At 64.2% G+C, this 17,711-nt stretch carries 15 protein-coding genes; 5 read left to right on the top strand and 10 right to left on the bottom strand.

Features of this window, described 5'->3' with window-relative positions; translation table 11 throughout:
• Positions 1–50 precede the first annotated feature (50 nt).
• From mepA to DRW48_RS05290, 3 genes are all read right to left on the bottom strand, one after another.
• Positions 51–932: a penicillin-insensitive murein endopeptidase gene (gene mepA, locus DRW48_RS05280; RefSeq protein WP_114075491.1), complete on the bottom strand. Its 882-nt coding sequence runs from the start codon at positions 930–932 to the stop codon at positions 51–53.
• Positions 932–2,290 carry an MFS transporter gene (locus DRW48_RS05285; protein ID WP_114075492.1) on the bottom strand — a complete coding sequence of 453 codons (1,359 nt, stop codon included), beginning with the start codon at positions 2,288–2,290 and terminating at the stop codon, positions 932–934. The genes mepA and DRW48_RS05285 overlap by 1 nt, the downstream gene beginning before the upstream one ends.
• 71 nt (positions 2,291–2,361) lie before the next feature.
• Positions 2,362–2,916, bottom strand: coding sequence for a thioesterase family protein (locus DRW48_RS05290; RefSeq protein WP_114075493.1), 555 nt, complete (start codon positions 2,914–2,916; stop codon positions 2,362–2,364).
• A gap of 177 nt (positions 2,917–3,093) precedes the next feature.
• Here DRW48_RS05290 and DRW48_RS05295 point away from each other — a divergent pair, with 177 nt between their 5' ends.
• Genes DRW48_RS05295 through DRW48_RS05305 form a run of 3 tightly spaced genes read left to right on the top strand, consistent with a single transcriptional unit; the run spans position 3,094 to position 5,660 of the window.
• Positions 3,094–3,387 (top strand): YggT family protein, encoded by a 294-nt coding sequence (locus tag DRW48_RS05295; protein ID WP_114075494.1) that lies wholly within the window; start codon positions 3,094–3,096, stop codon positions 3,385–3,387.
• Complete coding sequence (recQ, locus tag DRW48_RS05300) at positions 3,387–5,417, top strand: DNA helicase RecQ (RefSeq protein WP_114075495.1); 2,031 nt, start codon at positions 3,387–3,389, stop codon at positions 5,415–5,417. The genes DRW48_RS05295 and recQ overlap by 1 nt, the downstream gene beginning before the upstream one ends.
• A 27-nt stretch (positions 5,418–5,444) precedes the next feature.
• Positions 5,445–5,660, top strand: a complete 216-nt coding sequence (locus DRW48_RS05305; protein ID WP_114075496.1) for a hypothetical protein — start codon at positions 5,445–5,447, stop codon at positions 5,658–5,660.
• A 146-nt stretch (positions 5,661–5,806) separates the two neighbouring features.
• Here DRW48_RS05305 and DRW48_RS05310 read toward each other — a convergent pair whose 3' ends face one another.
• The 7 genes from DRW48_RS05310 to DRW48_RS05340 all read right to left on the bottom strand — a co-directional run bounded on the left by DRW48_RS05310 (position 5,807) and on the right by DRW48_RS05340 (position 14,693).
• Positions 5,807–7,294 (bottom strand): deaminase, encoded by a 1,488-nt coding sequence (locus DRW48_RS05310; protein ID WP_162784680.1) that lies wholly within the window; start codon positions 7,292–7,294, stop codon positions 5,807–5,809.
• A 370-nt stretch (positions 7,295–7,664) separates the two neighbouring features.
• Positions 7,665–11,003: a carbamoyl-phosphate synthase large subunit gene (gene carB / locus DRW48_RS05315; protein WP_114075498.1), complete on the bottom strand. Its 3,339-nt coding sequence runs from the start codon at positions 11,001–11,003 to the stop codon at positions 7,665–7,667.
• Positions 11,004–11,305: 302 nt separating this feature from the next.
• Positions 11,306–12,064 (bottom strand): DUF1217 domain-containing protein, encoded by a 759-nt coding sequence (locus DRW48_RS05320; protein WP_114075499.1) that lies wholly within the window; start codon positions 12,062–12,064, stop codon positions 11,306–11,308.
• 23 nt (positions 12,065–12,087) lie between these two features.
• On the bottom strand, positions 12,088–12,495 hold the full coding sequence (locus tag DRW48_RS05325) for a flagellar biosynthesis repressor FlbT (RefSeq protein WP_114075500.1): 408 nt from the start codon (positions 12,493–12,495) through the stop codon (positions 12,088–12,090).
• Complete coding sequence (flaF, locus tag DRW48_RS05330; protein ID WP_162784681.1) at positions 12,492–12,893, bottom strand: flagellar biosynthesis regulator FlaF; 402 nt, start codon at positions 12,891–12,893, stop codon at positions 12,492–12,494. Before flaF ends, DRW48_RS05325 begins: the two co-directional genes overlap by 4 nt.
• Positions 12,894–12,958: 65 nt before the next feature.
• Positions 12,959–14,209, bottom strand: coding sequence for a flagellin (locus tag DRW48_RS05335; RefSeq protein ID WP_114075502.1), 1,251 nt, complete (start codon positions 14,207–14,209; stop codon positions 12,959–12,961).
• Positions 14,210–14,378: 169 nt separating this feature from the next.
• Positions 14,379–14,693, bottom strand: a complete 315-nt coding sequence (locus DRW48_RS05340) for a hypothetical protein (protein WP_114075503.1) — start codon at positions 14,691–14,693, stop codon at positions 14,379–14,381.
• Between the two features lie 347 nt (positions 14,694–15,040).
• Here DRW48_RS05340 and fliK point away from each other — a divergent pair, with 347 nt between their 5' ends.
• Positions 15,041–16,861: a flagellar hook-length control protein FliK gene (gene fliK / locus DRW48_RS05350; RefSeq protein WP_114075505.1), complete on the top strand. Its 1,821-nt coding sequence runs from the start codon at positions 15,041–15,043 to the stop codon at positions 16,859–16,861.
• Positions 16,862–16,925: 64 nt separating this feature from the next.
• Entirely contained in the window at positions 16,926–17,648 is a 723-nt protein-coding gene (locus tag DRW48_RS05355) for a flagellar hook capping FlgD N-terminal domain-containing protein (protein WP_114075506.1), read from the top strand.
• The last annotated feature ends 63 nt before the right edge of the window (positions 17,649–17,711 follow it).

Below are 17,711 nucleotides of genomic sequence, written 5' to 3' on the forward strand. Positions count from 1 at the left end.
ACCAATCCTTGCAGAAAGGCGGCCCTTTCCGCCTGCGGTCAGGGGCATGTCTACCGGGCGAGGCCGACTGCGGTGCATTGCGGCGGCAACTCGCTCAGCCGGTAGCTGCGCGGGTGGCGATAGTCGGGATCGGGGGGCGTGGGATTGCGCTTGGGCGGATTGATGCGGTCGGCGATCCACTTGGCGGCCTCGCCGCAGCCATCGCCCGGCGGCACTGCGTCCTGCGTCTGGCACGCGCTGGAGCCGGCGGGGCAGGCGAGGCGGATGTGGAAGTGGTAGTCATGCGCCTGGATCGGGCGGATCTTGGACAGAAAGCCGCGATCGCCGCGGATATTCTGGCACATCCAGACCTTGGCCATGGGATCGACGAACACGCGCTGCACGCGCGGATCGGAAGCCGCCGCCTGCAGCAGCGCGGCATGGGCGGGGGACCAGAGCGACGTCAGCTGCGTGCCGCGCTTGTTGACGATCGACTGCGAGGAAATGCTTTCGCGCTGGGCCGGGGTCAGGTGCAGCGAGGCGGGCGGCAGCATCCACACGTCGGCATCGAGGCCCAGCTGGTGGCTGGCATGGCCCGTCAGCATGGGGCCGCCGCGCGGCTGGCTCATGTCACCGACATAGATGCCCTGCCAGCCGAACCGCGTCGCCTGCCGGCTGAGATCCTCGAGCAGTCCGACCAGTTGCGGATGCCCCCAGTTGCGATTGCGCGACAGGCGCATGGCCTGCCAGGTCGGCCCGGTCTCGGGCAATTGCACGAGGCCGCTGGCGCAGCCCTTGGAATAAAAGCCGATGGCTTGGGGCGCGCCTGCCGTCGGGCCACGGACCGAGCCAAAGACATCCTTGGCGAGAGGCTCGGCCGATGCGGGCAGGCCCGCGGTCAGCATCAGGGCCAATGCGCCGACAATCGGGCGGAGGCGGGAGAGCAGGGACATCAGGGGGATTCTCCTTCGGCGCGAACCCAGACTAGCAGGATCAGCGCCGCGATGAACATCACGATGAGCGGAGAGATACCAGCCCGGACGCTACCGGTCGCGCTGGTGACGAACGCGATCGACAGCGGCGCGACGAAGGCGGTCGCCTTGCCCGACAGCGCGTAAAGGCCGAATGCCTCGGTCGCACGCTCGGGGCTGGTGTGGCGCACCATCATCGTGCGCGCGGCCGATTGCAGCACGCCGCCCGCAGCGCCGATCAGCACGCCCGCGCCCAGGAAGATGTTGTCGGGCAGCGCCGATCCCGGCGTAAGCGCCATGCCGAAGATCGCGTTCCGGTCCATGCCCACAAGGCCCATGCAGACCAGCGTCAGCACCAGCATGGCCGCGACCAGGACCGGCTTTGGCCCCCAGCGCCGGTCGGCATGCCCTCCCGCCCAGGTAATGATCGCCGCCGCCACTGCCGAGATGACGCCGAACACGCCGATCCGCGTGACCGGCCAGTCCAGCACGGTAGCGGCGTATATGCCGCCAAAGGCGTAAAGCCCGTTCAGCGCATCGCGCGCCAGCATCGACGAGGTCAGCCAAGCCAGCAGGCTGGGCCGAGAACGAAGGCTGGCCAGAAGCAGCCACAGATCGCGCAGTGCCGCGCCAAGTCGCAGTGGGCGCGCGGGGCCGCGCGGCTCACGTACTGCAAGGGCAAAGGGCAGCATGAAGACGATATACCAAAGCGCCGTGAATGGGCCCGCAAACCGCGTCCCTTCGCGCGCGGCGCCATCGAGGCCGAAGGCTGGCGGATGCCCGAGGAGGGTCAGCCCGGCCTGGTTCTCGGCGAAGCCCAGCAACATCACGGCGAGGGCCAGCACGCCCCCGACATAACCCAGCGCCGCACCCGTGCCCGAGATGCGCCCGATCTCGGACCGGGGGCCGAGGCCGGGCAACAGGGCGTTGGTGAAGATGGTTGTGAACTCCATCCCAATGACGCCGAGACCGAACAGGGCGATCACCAGCCACAGGCCCAGCGGGCCGGTGCCGGGGGCCAGCCACCATAGGCCGGCGGCGCCTACAACATAGAGAACCGAGAATCCCCAGACCCATGGCAGGCGCCGTCCGGTCTGGTCAGCGATGGCGCCGAGGATCGGTGCCAGAATGGCGATGACAACGCCCGAAAGCCCAAGGCCGACGCCCCACATCGATTGCGCGCCGGCGGCGGCCTCGGCCGCGGGGGTGCCATGTGCGATCAGCGATTGCGCGGCGATGGTGCTGAAATAGGGTGCAAAGATAAAGGTCAGCAGCAGCGTGGCGTAGGGCTGGCTGGCCCAGTCATAGAACCACCAGCCGAGAATTCGCCGCCTGTCCATGCGCGTTCCCCTGCGGTTGCATCGCGCCCGCATGAACACCGCCCGGGGCCCGACTGTCTAGGGGCGGGCGCCTATTCGGCCGCCGCGTCAGGCGCGCCCTCGGGCGGCCATGGCCGCTCGGCATCGGCGGCGATCCAGGCGCGGACCCACTCGGGCAGCGGCGGGCTCTCGGCCGGAAGGCCCATCGCCGCCGCGACCTCGGCGGTCGGCACGATCCCCGAGGCCCCTCGCGTCACGGCCGAACGCAGCAGCATGTTGTTGGCGCACTCGCCCCCCTTCCACATGGACTGCTCCATATAGAAGAAGCGCTCGTCCCAGCCGATCAGGCGCGAGACCATCTGGAACCGCTCGAACGACTTGATGCGCCGGCGGTAGCGCACCGACACGCCTGCCACGGCCAGCCCCCAGCGTCGCTCGCGCGCGGTCTGTGCAAGGCCGGTGCGCACTGACAGCGCCATCCGGCCCAGATCATACAGGGTCAGTGTGCGGCCGTTGTTCATCTCCAGCCAGGGGTCGATGTCCCAAGGCCAGCAGCGGTGCTGCGAGACATGGGGCGCGAACGGCCCGAGCGCCGGCAGGCGGCGAGCGGCCGCAATATGGCGGGCAAAGCGCAGGATCGGATACATGGCGGGCCGTCTCGATGGGATTGGCCGGGGCTAAGGGGCCGCGCAGCAAGGTGCAACGACGACCTGACGGCACGAGGGGCCGGCTGGCGGAACCCGGCGTGTGCGCCGCGGGCGGTTGCGCGGGCCGCCCGCGTCGCTTACCTGCAGGCAAGGCCGGGCAAGACAGATGGGTTGGGAATGGGCACGATCTACGAAGCACTGCAAATGCTGCTGAATGTGGTGTGGTTTGTCATGATCGCCCACATCATCCTGTCCTGGCTGATCAACTTTCAGGTGTTGAACCTGCGCCAGCCGCTGGTAGCGCAGGTCTGGCAGGGGCTGAACAATCTGCTCGAGCCGATCTACGGTCCCGTGCGGCGCATCCTGCCCAATACCGGGGGCCTCGATCTGGCGCCGCTGGTGGTGTTCATCTGCATCATCATCCTGCAGCGCGCGCTCGCCAACAACGCCGGCTGGTTCTACGGCTACTGATGCCTACGGACCTGCTGCGCGAAGTCTGGGGCTTTGACGCCTTCCGCCCCGGCCAGCAGGAGATCGTCGAGGCGGTCGCGGCCGGCCGCGACGTGCTGGCGATCATGCCGACCGGCGGCGGCAAATCGCTGTGCTTCCAACTGCCCGCCCTCATGCGGGATGGGGTGACGCTGGTCATCTCGCCGCTGATTGCCCTGATGCGCGACCAGGTCGGGGCGCTGAAGGCCTCGGGCGTTGCTGCTGGTGCGCTGACCTCTGGCCATACCGAGGCCGAGAGTGACGAGGTCTTTTCCGCCCTGCGCGACGGCTCGCTGAAGCTGCTCTACATGGCGCCTGAGCGCCTTGCCGCCGGCGGCACGCTGCCGCTGCTGCGCCGCGCCGGGGTCAGCGCGATCGCCGTCGACGAGGCGCATTGCGTCAGTGCCTGGGGCCATGACTTCCGCCCCGACTACCTGCGCATCGGCGAGTTGCGCCGCGCGCTGGGGGTGCCGCTGGCCGCCTTCACGGCGACCGCCGACGCCGAAACCCGCGGCGAGATCATCGCCCGCCTGTTCGACGGCGCCGTCCCACAGGTGTTCCTGCACGGCTTTGACCGGCCAAACATTCACCTCGCCTTTGCGGCCAAGGACGGCCCGCGCGCGCAGATCCTGGATTTCGCCGCCGCGCGCGCCGGCCAGTCGGGCATCGTCTATTGTGCCACACGCGCCCGGACCGAGACGCTGGCTGCCGCCCTGAATGCCGCCGGCCAGCCGGCGATCAGCTATCACGGCGGCATGGAGGCCGAGGCGCGGCGTGAGGCCGAGGGCCGCTTTCAGCGCGAGGACGGGCTGATCGTCGCCGCGACCGTCGCCTTTGGCATGGGCATCGACAAGCCTGACATCCGCTGGGTGGCCCATGCCGACCTGCCCAAGTCCATCGAGTCCTACTATCAGGAAATCGGTCGCGCGGGCCGCGACGGCGCGCCGGCCGAGACGCTGACGTTGTTCGGCACCGACGACATCCGCCTGCGCCGCAGCCAGATCGACGAGGGGCTGGCCGATGACAGCCGCAAGTCGGCCGACCATGGCCGTCTGAACGCCCTGCTGGGACTGGCCGACGCGCCGGGCTGCCGCCGTCAGGTCCTGCTGCGCTATTTCGGCGAGGACACCGCGCCCTGCGGCAATTGCGATCATTGCGACCGCCCGCCCGAACTGTGGGATGCCACCGAGGCGGTGCGCAAGGCGCTCTCCGCCATGCTGCGCAGCGGCGAGTGGTTCGGCGCGGGCCATGTCATCGACATCCTGACCGGCTCGGCCACCGAAAAGGTCAAGGCGCGCGGCCATGACCAACTGCCGACCTTTGGCGTCGGGCGCGATCTGTCTAAGGGCGAATGGCAGGGCGTGATCCGCCAGATGCTGGGGCGCGATCTCTGCCGCCCCGACCCCGAGCGGCACGGCGCGCTGCGCATCACCCCCGACGCCCACCCCGTCCTGCGGGGCGAGACCAGCGTCTCGCTGAAACGCGACGCGCTGGCCAAACGCGCGCCCCGCCCCGAGCCGCGCGCCATGGTGGCCGAGGAGGACGCGGGCCTGCTGTCCGCGCTGAAGGCCCGGCGGCGCGCCCTGGCCGAGGCGCAGCGCGTGCCGGCCTATGTCGTCTTTCCGGACAAGACCCTGATCGAGATGGCCGAGCGCCGCCCGCAGGACCTCGACGACATGGCCCGCATCCCAGGCGTCGGCGCGAAAAAGCTGGAAGCCTATGGCGCGGCCTTCCTCGAGGTTATCGCGGGCGAGGCCCCGGCCGTCCACCCCGCCCGGCGCAAACTGGCCGGCCGCCCCGAAGGCGCCCTCGCCGACCGGCTGGAGGCCGCGCAGACCGCGCTGCTGCGGGGCGCGGACGGAACGGGCAAATACATGGCCTGCACGCGGGGGATGCTCGCGGCTGTGGCGAAGGCGCGACCGAGGGACTTGGCGGCGCTGGAGCGGATTATCGGGGAGGCGCGGGCCGAACGGTTCGGGGCGGTGTTTTTGGGGGAGATTGGGGAGGGGTAAGGGCGCCGCATAGCCCCGGCGCATCAGTTGGAACAGAGCAGCAACCGGGCCGAGACGAACCTAGTGCTGCGGGCCTTCATGCACGCGCGGCTGTCGGGGCTGCTGCGTGGGGGCGAGACGATGGACTACCTTTTCCACCGGGAAAAAGAGGGGCTGGACGGCCGCAAGCCGGGCTGGGGCGAGGCCCAGAAGGATTTCGAGGACCTGGGTCCCGACGCCGCCCGGTTGCTGAGCGACGAGTAGGGTGTGCCGATCGGGGAGGAGAAACGCTCGGGGCGGGCGGATACGATTGCGTGGTTAAGGGGGAGATAGGCGGAGTTTTTGTCTGCCATTGGCCGTGAGCAAGCCATACCTTACGGCTGCCTATGCTGTTTTGCTCTTCTGCCTCGCTATAGATCAACCAGAGCTTCATCTGGCACTGGCACCGCGCCTAGAAATTCTTTGCCCTCCGGAGTGAGGTTATCAAAAGTTCGCCGTTGAAATATTATTTCGCGATCTGGATGGTCTTGGTCAACCTTCCCCAAATTTGGGCTCGCGCTTGCGGCTGCCCACGGCAATATGTTACCTTTATCATCTTTCATGCGAGACTTGGAAAATATCCGAGAGAAGCGCACGTGGGTTATTCCTGTAAATTGGCGAAACTCCACTTTCTCAGGTGATGGCGATGATTGATCTATATCTATAGAGTCGGGATACAGATCGGATGTAAAGCTCTTGGCATACGGCTCCAGGTAAGTTACTCGACGAATACCTGCTGCAACGATATGCTTAGAGCAGTTGTGGCATGGGAAGGTTGTGCAAAAGAGTTCGCCATCCTTAAGTGTGCTGCCGTTGCGAGCTGCAGAAGTGAGTGCGCTCATTTCTGCATGAACAGCGCGTCCGTACTCCAATGAGTCCATGATCTGCGAGTCTTTGAGCGGAGCATCCTTCTCGTCGAGCATTTTGCTCGGAAATTGCGTATCGGACTGATGCTCATCCTTCATATAAGGCTTCAGGAGGCTTACAATCTCAAGAACCATCTGCCTCTTTCTTACTGTATTTATATCCTTTCCTAACGCAACGTCCCGAGCGTCAATTCCATCTTCTGGCCAGTAGGTTCCCCCGAAAGCTTTTGGTGCCTCATTGTATCCGGAGGCAATCATTGTGCCCTCAACGGCAACTACTGCACCGACCTGCCTAGCAGTATCGATGGAAGCAAGGGAAGTTTGATATGCTATATTCTGAAAAAATTCAGACCTGGTAGGGGATATTTTGAAGTTTCCGAACAGGCCAAAGAAAAATCTATTTACTATTTCGCGCGATAATTTTGGTTGAGAGGGGTCGATTATGACATCGGCAAGGGGGAATACTTTGCTCACTCGTTGGCCATGCCTCGCGCTTGCCTCATCATCGTCTTGGTTTATCAAGTCTTGTGCTGTTTTGTTCCAAGACGCTTGGCGGGGAGCTTCTGCATGATCATCTGCAATCCTCCGAGACAATATCGAAAGTCGTTGATCTAATGGAATATGACACGACACTAAGATGAATTGCTGACCGTAAACCGCTTGCAGTGCTTCCGCTTCTTCCTTCCTTTTGATTTGATCGACAATGTATGCTCTCCGGGGCGCTGGAGAGTTTTCGTCGCCAGTGAATTCACGCCTGATTTGTCTTATTCTTGAAATGGCGTATGCAGCAAAGATTGCATCATTCTCAGATTTTTCTTGCACATCGTTGCAAGCCGCAATGTATGTTTGGTATCTTTTCTCTATTGGATTCTCAACGATATCGAAGTTAAGCCGCTCTTCTTTAACTAAATCTGTTAGTTTTATGTGGGAAGTTAGGTAGTTCAGCGAGCTGAGGCATTGCGTAAGGATTTCAACCACGTCCTTGGTTTCCACACCCATCCTGCCGACTAGGCCAATTACCAGCTCGGCACCCTTTAACTGCGTTAGCATTTTTTTTGCGACCCTCCCAAAAACTATACCCACCCGCCTCAAGATGTGGTCAGATCAGGTAGTGTTGTAGGAGGACACCATGCGTAACAACTTGGACGCAACTGAAAAATTTGCGTTTGGTAGGTCTCTGTATGAGACGAGCAAGCGATTCGATACGCTCAGTGAAGGAAAGCGCGCTGACTACACTCGCTCGTTCTCGGCTGACAACAAGGTCAACTCGTGTGAAGCTACTCAAAAGGCGCCGGAACCAGTAGGGAGGCAGGTTCCGGCCAAATGACTCAGGACTGAGTTGGGGTGAGCCCTGTCGTGACCCTCACCCCTGCAACGTCCTAACTCCCACATCCCCGTCCCCGCGGGACTGAATCGCGGCCACCGCGGCGATCGCTCCGGCAGCGGTCGTGAAATAGGGGATCTTAGCGTAAAGCGCGACCGAGCGGATGTCGCGGGAATCTGCGATGGCCTGGGCGCCCTCGGTGGTGTTCAGGACCATCGCGATGTCGTCGTTTTTCAGGCGGTCGACGATGTTCGGGCGACCTTCATAAACCTTGTTGACCAGTTCCGCCTCGACATCCGCGCCGCGCAGGAAATCGGCGGTGCCCTTGGTGGCGATCAGGGTAAAGCCCATCCCCGAAAGGTCGCGCATGGCGGCGGCCATCTCGGACGTCTTGTCGCTATCCTTGACCGAGACGAAGACGCGCCCCGATTCGGGCAGGTGGGTGCCGGCGCCCATCTGCGCCTTGAGGAACGCGCGGGCGAAGTTGCGGTCCCAGCCCATGACCTCTCCGGTGGAACGCATTTCCGGCCCCAGCAGCGTGTCGACGCCGGGGAAGCGGGCGAAGGGCAGCACGGCCTCCTTGACCGAGAACCACGGGGTGACCGGGTCCGCCAGGGTCAGCGGGTCGGCGTAGGGCAAGGGCGTGTCGGGGCCGACGCCCGCGGGATAGGCGGGGCGCAGCGGAAAGTTCGACAGCGGCTCGCCGGCCATCAGCCGGGCGGCGATGCTGGCGAGGGCGCTGTCGGTGGCCTTGGCGACGAACGGCACGGTGCGGCTGGCGCGGGGATTGACCTCCAGCACGAAGATCTCGCCGTCCTTGATCGCGAACTGGACGTTCATCAGGCCGACGACCCGCAGCGCGCGGGCCATGGCGACGGTCTGACGCTTGAGCTCCTCGACCGTCGCGGCGTCCAGGGTGTGCGGCGGCAGCGAGCAGGCGCTGTCGCCGGAATGGACCCCGGCTTCCTCGATATGTTCCATGATGCCCGCGACATGGACCGCCTCGCCGTCGCTGAGGGCGTCGACGTCAACCTCGATCGCGCCCGACAGGTAGCTGTCCAGCAGGACCGGGTTGTCACCCGAAACATGCACGGCCGTGGTGATGTAGCGCCGCAGCTGGGCCTCGTCGCGCACGATCTCCATCGCCCGGCCGCCGAGGACATACGAGGGGCGGATCACCAGCGGGTAGCCAACGGTCTCCGCGATGCGCAGCGCCTCGTCCGGGCTGCGGGCAATGCCGTTGACCGGCTGCTTGAGGCCAAGGCGGTTCAGAAGTTGCTGAAAACGCTCGCGATCCTCGGCGAGGTCGATGGCATCCGGCGTGGTGCCGAGGATCGGAATGCCCTCCGCCTCAAGCGCGTTGGCGAGCTTCAGGGGCGTCTGGCCGCCGAACTGGACGATGACGCCATGCAGGGTGCCGTTCTGCTGCTCGACTCGCAGGATTTCCAGGACGTGCTCGAGCGTCAGCGGCTCAAAGTAAAGCCGGTCCGAGGTGTCGTAGTCGGTCGAGACAGTCTCGGGGTTGCAGTTGACCATGATCGTCTCGTAGCCGGCGTCGGTCAGCGCATAGCAGGCGTGGCAGCAGCAGTAGTCGAACTCGATCCCCTGGCCGATGCGGTTGGGACCGCCGCCAAGGATGACGACCTTCTTGCGGTCGCTGGGGCGCGATTCATCCTCGACCTCGCCCATCGCCGGGGCTTCGTAGGTCGAATACATGTAGGGAGTCTGGGCCTCGAATTCCGCCGCGCAGGTGTCGATGCGCTTGAACACGGGGGCGACGCCCGCGCGCCGGCGTGTGCGGCGAACCTCGGCCTCGGGCGCGTCGGTCAGATGCGCGAGGCGGGCATCGGTAAAGCCCTGCGATTTCAGGCGGCGCAGGCCGGTGGCGTCGGTCGGCAGGCCTTGGTGGCGGACCTCATGCTCGGCATCGACGATCTCGCGCAGGCGGGCAAGGAACCAGGGGTCCCAGGCAGTGATGGTGTTGATCTCGTCATCTGTGAAGCCGGCGCGCATCGCCTCGGCAATGACGCGGATGCGGTCGGGGGTCTGGCGACTGAGCGCGGCGACGAAGGCGGGACGGCCCTCCTCGGCCGCGCCCTCGACGGCGATTTCGTCGAGACCGGTGAGGCCGGTCTCCATGCTGGCGAGGGCCTTTTGCAGCGATTCGTGGAAGCTGCGGCCGATGGCCATGACCTCGCCCACGGACTTCATTGCGGTGGTCAGCTCGGGCTTGGCGCCGGGAAATTTTTCAAACGCAAAACGCGGGATCTTGGTCACGACATAGTCGATGGACGGCTCGAAACTGGCCGGGGTGACGCCGGTGATGTCGTTGTCGAGCTCATCGAGGGTGTAGCCGATGGCAAGTTTTGCGGCGATCTTGGCGATCGGAAAGCCGGTCGCCTTGGAGGCGAGGGCTGAACTGCGGCTGACGCGTGGGTTCATCTCGATCACGACCATGCGGCCGTCGGCGGGATTGATGGCCCATTGCACGTTGCTGCCGCCGGTCTCGACCCCGATCTCGCGCAGCACGGCGATCGAGCCATTGCGCATACGCTGGTACTCGCGGTCGGTGAGCGTCAAGGCCGGGGCGACGGTGATGGAGTCGCCGGTATGCACCCCCATTGGGTCGACGTTCTCGATGGCGCACACGATGATGGCGTTGTCCGCCTTGTCGCGCACGACCTCCATCTCGAACTCTTTCCAGCCGAGGAGGGATTCGTCGACGAGAATCTGGCCCACCGGCGAGGCATCGAGGCCGCTGCGGCAGATCGCCTCATAGTCGTCACGGTTGTAGGCAACGCCGCCCCCGGTGCCGCCGAGGGTAAAGGCCGGGCGGATAATCGCGGGCAGTCCGACGACTTCGATGGCTTCAAGCGCAAGGCGGACGCCGGCCGAGACGTCGAAGCGGCCGTCTGAACGCTTGGGTGCCGTGATGATGGTCGCGCGCGGGTTTTCCAGCCCGATGCGGTCCATAGCCTTGCGAAAGAGGCCGCGGTCCTCGGCCATTTCGATGGCTTCGCGCTTTGCCCCGATCAACTCGACATTATAGCGGTCAAGAACGCCCATGTCAGCGAGGGCCAAGGCAGTGTTCAGCGCGGTCTGCCCGCCCATGGTCGGCAGCAGTGCGTCCGGGCGTTCGGCCGCGATGATCTTTTCCACGATCTCGGGGGTAATCGGCTCGATATAGGTGGCATCGGCTAGGCCAGGGTCGGTCATGATGGTCGCCGGGTTCGAGTTTACCAGAATGACGCGATACCCCTCTTCCCGCAGGGCCTTGCAGGCTTGGGCGCCAGAGTAGTCGAACTCGCAGGCCTGCCCGATGACAATGGGACCAGCGCCGATGATGAGGATCGAGCGGATATCGGTGCGTTTCGGCATGGGAACCCCGGGGTCAGCGGCGCCGAAGGGGCCGGCGCAAATCCTGCGGGGTTATAGTCGAGGGGCGCGGGCGCGCAAGCGGAGAGGGGAGCGCGCGGGGAGGCCGGCGTGGCGTCCCGTTGGCGGATCGGTCGTGGAATTAGGGCATCGGGAAAGTTCGGGAGTGCGGTGCCGGCTCAACTCAGTCGTTTTCAACCACATTGACCGGCACCTGCTGCGGGCTGTGACTGAGAAGACGGAGCCGCTAGGCAGCGGTCTATAAGCTTCGCTCCGGCGAGCCAATCACGCTCCGGCCAGCGGAATCAGCCCGTAAGAATTGCGAGTGCGGTGGTGTAGGGGCCAGAGTATCCGGCCTGCTGGTTACTCGCCGCGCTTCTCGCAACATAGGTTTCGATGAGTTTGTCCAAGTTCGCTGAGTCGTTGAGTTTGTCAAAGAAACTGCTCCCGAACATCCGGCCTGCAGCTGCTCGGAATGTGTCCAGTTGTTGGTCGATGGGCGCCTTGGCCACAGAACCGGGGACACCTAACGCCCCTTCAATGACGCTGCGAAGCGGGGGCGAGCCCAGGATTGTGTACCACTTTGTGCTTTCGGTCGACTTGCGATTGGCGAGCAAGTTCAGTTCCCGCTTTGCATTCAGCGCCAAGCGCAGACTCTCGTCCGTCTCGCCCACCGAAAGTTCGAACGCGTGTTCGACGTACGCCTTTCTGACAAGGTTCACCACCGTTTCGGGTTTGGGGCGTGTTCCGCCTGGCCCCAAGGAAAATGCCTGCGCGAGCTTGAGGTAGCGCTTGTCCGAAAGGCGGTGCGCAAGACTTTTCGCATCGCCAAGATCGCTTTCCAGTACCTTGCGAATGAAAGCCTTGTTGTTGATGTCGCCCTCGAGTCCGAAAGCAGTAAGCGCGACTTTCATCGTGTTGTAATTGCCGACGATCTCCTCAGCCGACCCAAAGCTGTCCTTTGCCGCAGCGAACTTTTCAGTCGTCCGGGCAATCTGCGTGCCAGAGGCAAAGCGCTCGACCGCGGCCGTTCCCGTGCGCTGAAGAAGGCGCCAACCGGTCATCCCTCCGAGCGCGAGCGCAACGCTCACTGCAGCGACGCGAACATGCGCGCCTCGCGGTCGACAAGTGATCGCAGCGCCTTGAGCGCACCGTATTCGTTCTCGACGATGGTTGCAGCAGAGGCGCGCGCCAACATTCCGCGACTGTCGCAATCGGTAAAGACCTGGCTGAGTTCCTCCAGCGCGCGCAGGAGGAGTTGGCGCCCTTCGGGGCGCGCAATATCCCCCGACAGGATTAGCTGGCACTGGTAAATGGCGCGTTTGACGGGGGTCGTGGCGTCCTCGGGATGGATCGCATCGCACAGCCGCAGGATGTTTGCTTGCGGGGTCTTGATAGACAGCCGCGCACGGCGGTCACCGTTTTCGACCACCGCCCCGTTGATCAGGATACGCTCGTTTGGCGCAAGAGAGATAACCAGGCCGCCGCTGCTCATGCCGCGAGCCTTTCGGCGGAAAGCCCCTCGATGATGGCGCGATTGATGGCGGTCAGCGGTTCAATGGAGGCGTGTTGCGAGAGCACCCGGGCGGTGTGCGCCTGCACAAAGTCGGCGAGCGAAATCAACTGCGCCCGCAATGCGATCGGCAGCGAGTTTCCGTCGGCGGCCAGATCGCCGGCACAAGTGGACCAGAAACGGCGGTTGTCCGACAAGGCCTCGACCAGTTGAGGGAAGGCGACTTGGCCTTGAGTCGCGCTGCTCACCATGCGCGCCGTAATTCTGGCGAGGATCGTAGCTTCTGCATCGCGAGGGCTTTTGGTGGGGGAAAGGGCCGAGCCGTAGGTCGGCGTAGGAAGAGCGTTCATGCGTGCGCGTCTTTTCCTGATAAGGAACACCGGCGTCCTGCCGGCGCGGCTGAGACGGAGGGCGCCTGGGCGCCCTCCGTTTTGTCAGGTTGCGATCAGCGGAAAAGCGACAGCAGTGCCTGCGGGGCCTGGTTGGCGATAGAAAGCGACTGCGTTGCCAGCTGCTGCTGGACCTGCAGCGCCTGCAGCCGTGCCGAGGTCTCCTCCATGTTGGCATCGACCATCGAGCCGACGCCGGAGGTTAGCGAATCGCCCAGTTTGCCGACGAAGTCGGACTGGATCGAGATCCGCTTCTCGACCGATCCGAAGGCGGCGGCGGCATCGATTGACACGTTGAGCAGCGCTTCGATCGATGCCAGAGCGCCGGTTGCGCCTGCATCGGTGGTCACGTCGATCGTGTTCAGAGCAGACATCGACCCGTCGGTCGAAGCCGCCGTGCCGCCCGTTGCGCTCTCTGCCAGAACGCTGAGATCGGCGCCCGAGTTGTTGGTCAGCTTGATGGCATCACCGTCACGGACGACCGAGTACTTGGTTGCGCCGGTCGCGCCGAGAAAGCGGCTGATCTGAGAGGTCAGGTTAGCCGCCACCGACTCCATGCTGTCGGAGGGGTTGGCCACATACTCGAAGGTCCGCTTGCCGATGATGTTCTTGCTGCCCGCCGCACTGTCGTCGAGGACCATGCGATAGCTGTTGCCGTCTGCGACGGAGGCGATGTTGATCGTCTGTGTCGCGCCGGTTGCGACAGTTGCCGCCGTGCCGGCAGCTGCAGCGCCGTTGGCCACGATCGTCTGGTCGGTGACCGCGGTCCCGCCAAACACCTGGGCGACCGAGGTGTTGGTCACCGACAGATCCTTGCGGTCAAAGGTGATGTGGGACGCTGTCACACCCGAGGAGTTGCGGTCGAGCGACGACAGGATCGAGAGCGGCTCGCTGGAGCTGCCGTCAACCAGGTTCAGCCCGTTGAACTGGGCCGAGCCGATCACCGTCTTGATCTGTTCTTTCAGGGCGGTGATGTCGGTCTGGATCTTGGCGCGGTCGACGTTCTTTTCCTGCGCGGCAACGACCTTGGACTTGATTTCGGTCAGCAGGTCGGTGACGGACTCCGCCGCGTTCCGGGCGACCGCAATGGTAGAGGCACCGAGTGCGAGGCTGTCGGAAATGCCCTTGAAGCCTTTGACGTCGGCTTCCATTACCTTGGAAATCGCCCACACGGCGGCATTGTCCTTGGCGTTTGCCACGGATTTTCCGGTCGAGATCTCGCTTTGCGTCTTCGCCATGCTGGCGTTGATGCCCTTGAGGGTCTGAAGCGCAACCATGGCGCCGTTATTGGTCAGAATGCTGGACATGACGTCCTCCAGTTTTGGGGCGTTTGGCCCCGAGTGATGACTGGTCTTCTGACCTTTGAGCTCGCCCGAGCCCTGCGTGACTTTCTGCCTGCATCCCGTCTAACGGGCAGTGATTTCCAAATAGTGAATTTCAGTAAGCTGAGCGAATCGGATCAAACTAAAATTCAAACTAATAGCGGCGTCCTTGGACGCGGCGAGTGTTGCGTGTCGCGCGACTGCCGGCCGAGTCGTAGGTGGTTAGCCTGCCAGCCGCGATCAGCGCGTCCTGCAGGTCCTGACGCGCGGCGGTGACCCCCTCCGCACAGGCGTCGGCCATCAAACCCAGCACGCGCAAGCGCGCCTCACACGTGGCGAGGTCCTCCACGGCAGGTGGCCGCTCGGCGCAGAGCGCCTCGAACGCCTCGATCTCGCGGGCGCATCCCGCGGGATCGGCATGAAGGAGCGCGTCGCGCGCGCCATCCAGGTGGTCAAGATGCGTGCTCACTCGGTGCCCCCGCAAACAGCTTCAGATCGATTCGATCGGCCATGAGGTCGGCGTATCCGCGGGTGAGGAACGAGTGGAACTGCGCCTCGCCAGCCCCGCCGGAGTTGGCCCCTTCACGGGCCTTTGGGCCAATGTATTTCATCATCTCCTCCAGAAAAGCGGCCTCCAACCGATCAGCTGGCGATCGTTGCACGTTGGCCGGGGCGAGGGGGCGCCCCGATTGGACCGACATTGCGACAGGGGTCATTTCACACTCCCTAAATTACTTCGCGAGTTGTTATCACGCAGCGGTAAATAATTTGGTAATTCGATTGAGGTAGGACGGATGCGAACCGAAAGGAATCGGCATGCCCGCCATTTCTCCGCTGATCTTGATTTGTCCGCCGCTGAACCGTTCGGCTGGCGGCGGCGGGGCGCCTTTCCAATCCGACGACTTTGCAAGTCTGGTCGATTTCGTCGCGACCGATCTGCAGGATTGCGACGCTGGGGTTGCCGAACAAGCTGAGGCGCCCGGACTGTCGGGGACGGAGGAGGAGAGCGGGGCGGGTGCCCTGACTTTCTTCGGCTGGTTCCCGACACTTGGGACCGAAGCGGCAGGGGACGCGGCGAGGACGGGTCCGAGGGGCGAGGAAGCATCCAGCGTGGACGCGGCCAAATCCCGTGCGGATCAAGGTTTCGCGACGCCCACAGAGGACGGCCTAGAGGAGTCGGCACGTCGGCAGTTTTTGGGGGGCGCCGACCGCGTAAACGACCTCCAGGTGATGAGTGTCCCCCTTGGTCCGCCTGCGGCGCAACTCGCACCGACGGCCTCAGGGGAAAGTCGCCCCGCACTGCCGTTGGCGGAAGAAGTGGCGGCCCAGCCCGCCAAACCGGCACAATCCAAGTCACCTCTTTCGGGCGAGATAGTCCTTGCTCGTCCTTCGGGCGATGCCGCCGCCTTGCCCTGCAGATCCGTTGCTGCTGATGCGTTATCGCCTGCGGCTCCCGATGTCCTCGCAACCACGGCCCGACAAATGCCCCCGTCCGAGGATCTGGGTAAAACGGAAGGTGCAGGTAAAGAGGAAGCCGTCAGCAAAAGAACCACGATCGTTCGTCCAGCCCGACAAGGCGGCCCGGGCGCATCTGCCGATCGCGGCACCGTGGCTGAAACGGGGGACGTCCCCGCGCGCGCCTCCAGTTTTCCAACGCCTGCCGGCCCGCTGCCGACACTAGGAGACGAAATGCAGACCCGCGCGGATGAAGCAAGGCAAGTTTTGCCGCGCCCGCAGGCACCAGTTCGGCACGAGCCTGCGCCGAGTCCGCCTCTCGCGGTAATCGAGATCGCGAGGGTGGGGGAATTGCCCAAACACGACGCCGCGAAGGTACCGATCGACGGGGAGACTGACGACGAGCTCGGTGATGATGGTGGGCAGGTGCGACTCAGGCTGGACCCGCCGGTCGCGGTGCATAGCAGAGCGGACGCTCCTTCCTCAGGGCTCGTGCGGCCGCGGGAGGACCACGCGGGTTTCGTCGCCGTCGTCCAACGACAGGTTCACGCGGATCGTCAGTTTTCGCAGCCATCGACTAGTCACGTAACTAGTTGGCCCCATGCAGATTGGCCTTCCCCGGCGGAGACGTCGTCTGACGAGCCGCGCCTGAGCAGCGCCTCCTCCCCGGACGCCCAGCTCAATGACATGCACGTCTTTGACGCAGCGGTCGGCGATCGGCATGGGGAGCCAGCCTCGCCCCCGGGGGTGAGCGGCCAGCCCTCATTCCGACCGACACAGGTGCACGCCCCCCTTGCACGCGCGCATCACGCGACTCCCAGCCCCGACATCGAGATGCGGGATGGTGCAGCGCATCTGACGCTCGAGGGGGATGAACTGGGCCGGATCGATATTCGGGTCGAGCGTGGGGATGCAGGCATCGCGATCGTGATGCGCGCAGAGCGCGGAGAGAGTGCCGAGTTGATGCGCCGGAACGCAGATATTTTGCACAGAGAGTTGGCAGAGAGCGGGATCGGCAACGCGCGACTTGATTTCGGTCAAGGCGGAGGGCCGAGCCCGGGGATGGGCGGCCAATCGGGCGAGCGCGGCACTCGCGGCCGGCCTGACGGCCGCGAGGCCATTCGCCCGGAGAATGCAAAACAGACGCGCAAGGTCAGCGACCGCGTGGATTTGCGATTGTGACGGCCGCGCCGCACTTCCCAGGCGACCGCCGCAGGTCGCTACTGCCGCAACGTAGGAGCATGAGATGATCAACAGTTTGGCGGCCCAGACACTGGCAACGGCGGCCGTTAGCCCGGGCGTGGCGGCCGGCGGCACGGAGACGGCGCCGGCCAAGAAAAGCGCGTTCGCGAACGGCGACTTCGAGACGTTCCTGAAAATGCTGACAACGCAGATCAAGAATCAAGACCCTCTCAACCCGATGGAGGGGTCGGACTTTGCGGTCCAGCTAGCGACTTTCTCCGGGGTCGAGCAACAGGTCCGCACGAATGAGCTGCTGACGGGAATGAACGGCGGGGGCAGTGGGATCGCAGGGCTGACGCAATATGCGGGTTGGATCGGCAAGGAGGTGCGCTCGACCGCGCCTGTCGCCTATGCCGGGCAGACCGTCACCCTGGAGGTGACCTCGGATCCGGCGGCGGACGATGTGGTTCTGATCAGCCGGGACGCGAGGGGCAAGATCGTCACGCAGGACAGTATCGGCGCCGGTAACGGTCCGGTCGATTGGCTGGGGATGGACGCGGCAGGGGCAAGGCTGCCGAACGGGACCTACACCTTTGAGGTGGCGAACATGAAGAATGGCGAGGTCTTGTCGACCACGCGGGTGGCCAGCTACGCCGCCGTTGAGGCGGCAGAGACCGGGTCCGAGGGCGTAAAACTTGTCCTTGCCGGCGGAATCAAGGTCAGCGCGGACGCCGTAACAGCCATTCGCGAGATAGCGTTGCCAGCCAGCACGGTCGGCGCTCCCTGACTCAGTCGGCGGCAAATCTGCCTCAGCCGTCGTGGCAAATTTTCGCCATTTTTATGGACGCAG

It is taken from the genome of Paracoccus suum, assembly GCF_003324675.1.
GTDB lineage: Bacteria > Pseudomonadota > Alphaproteobacteria > Rhodobacterales > Rhodobacteraceae > Paracoccus > Paracoccus suum.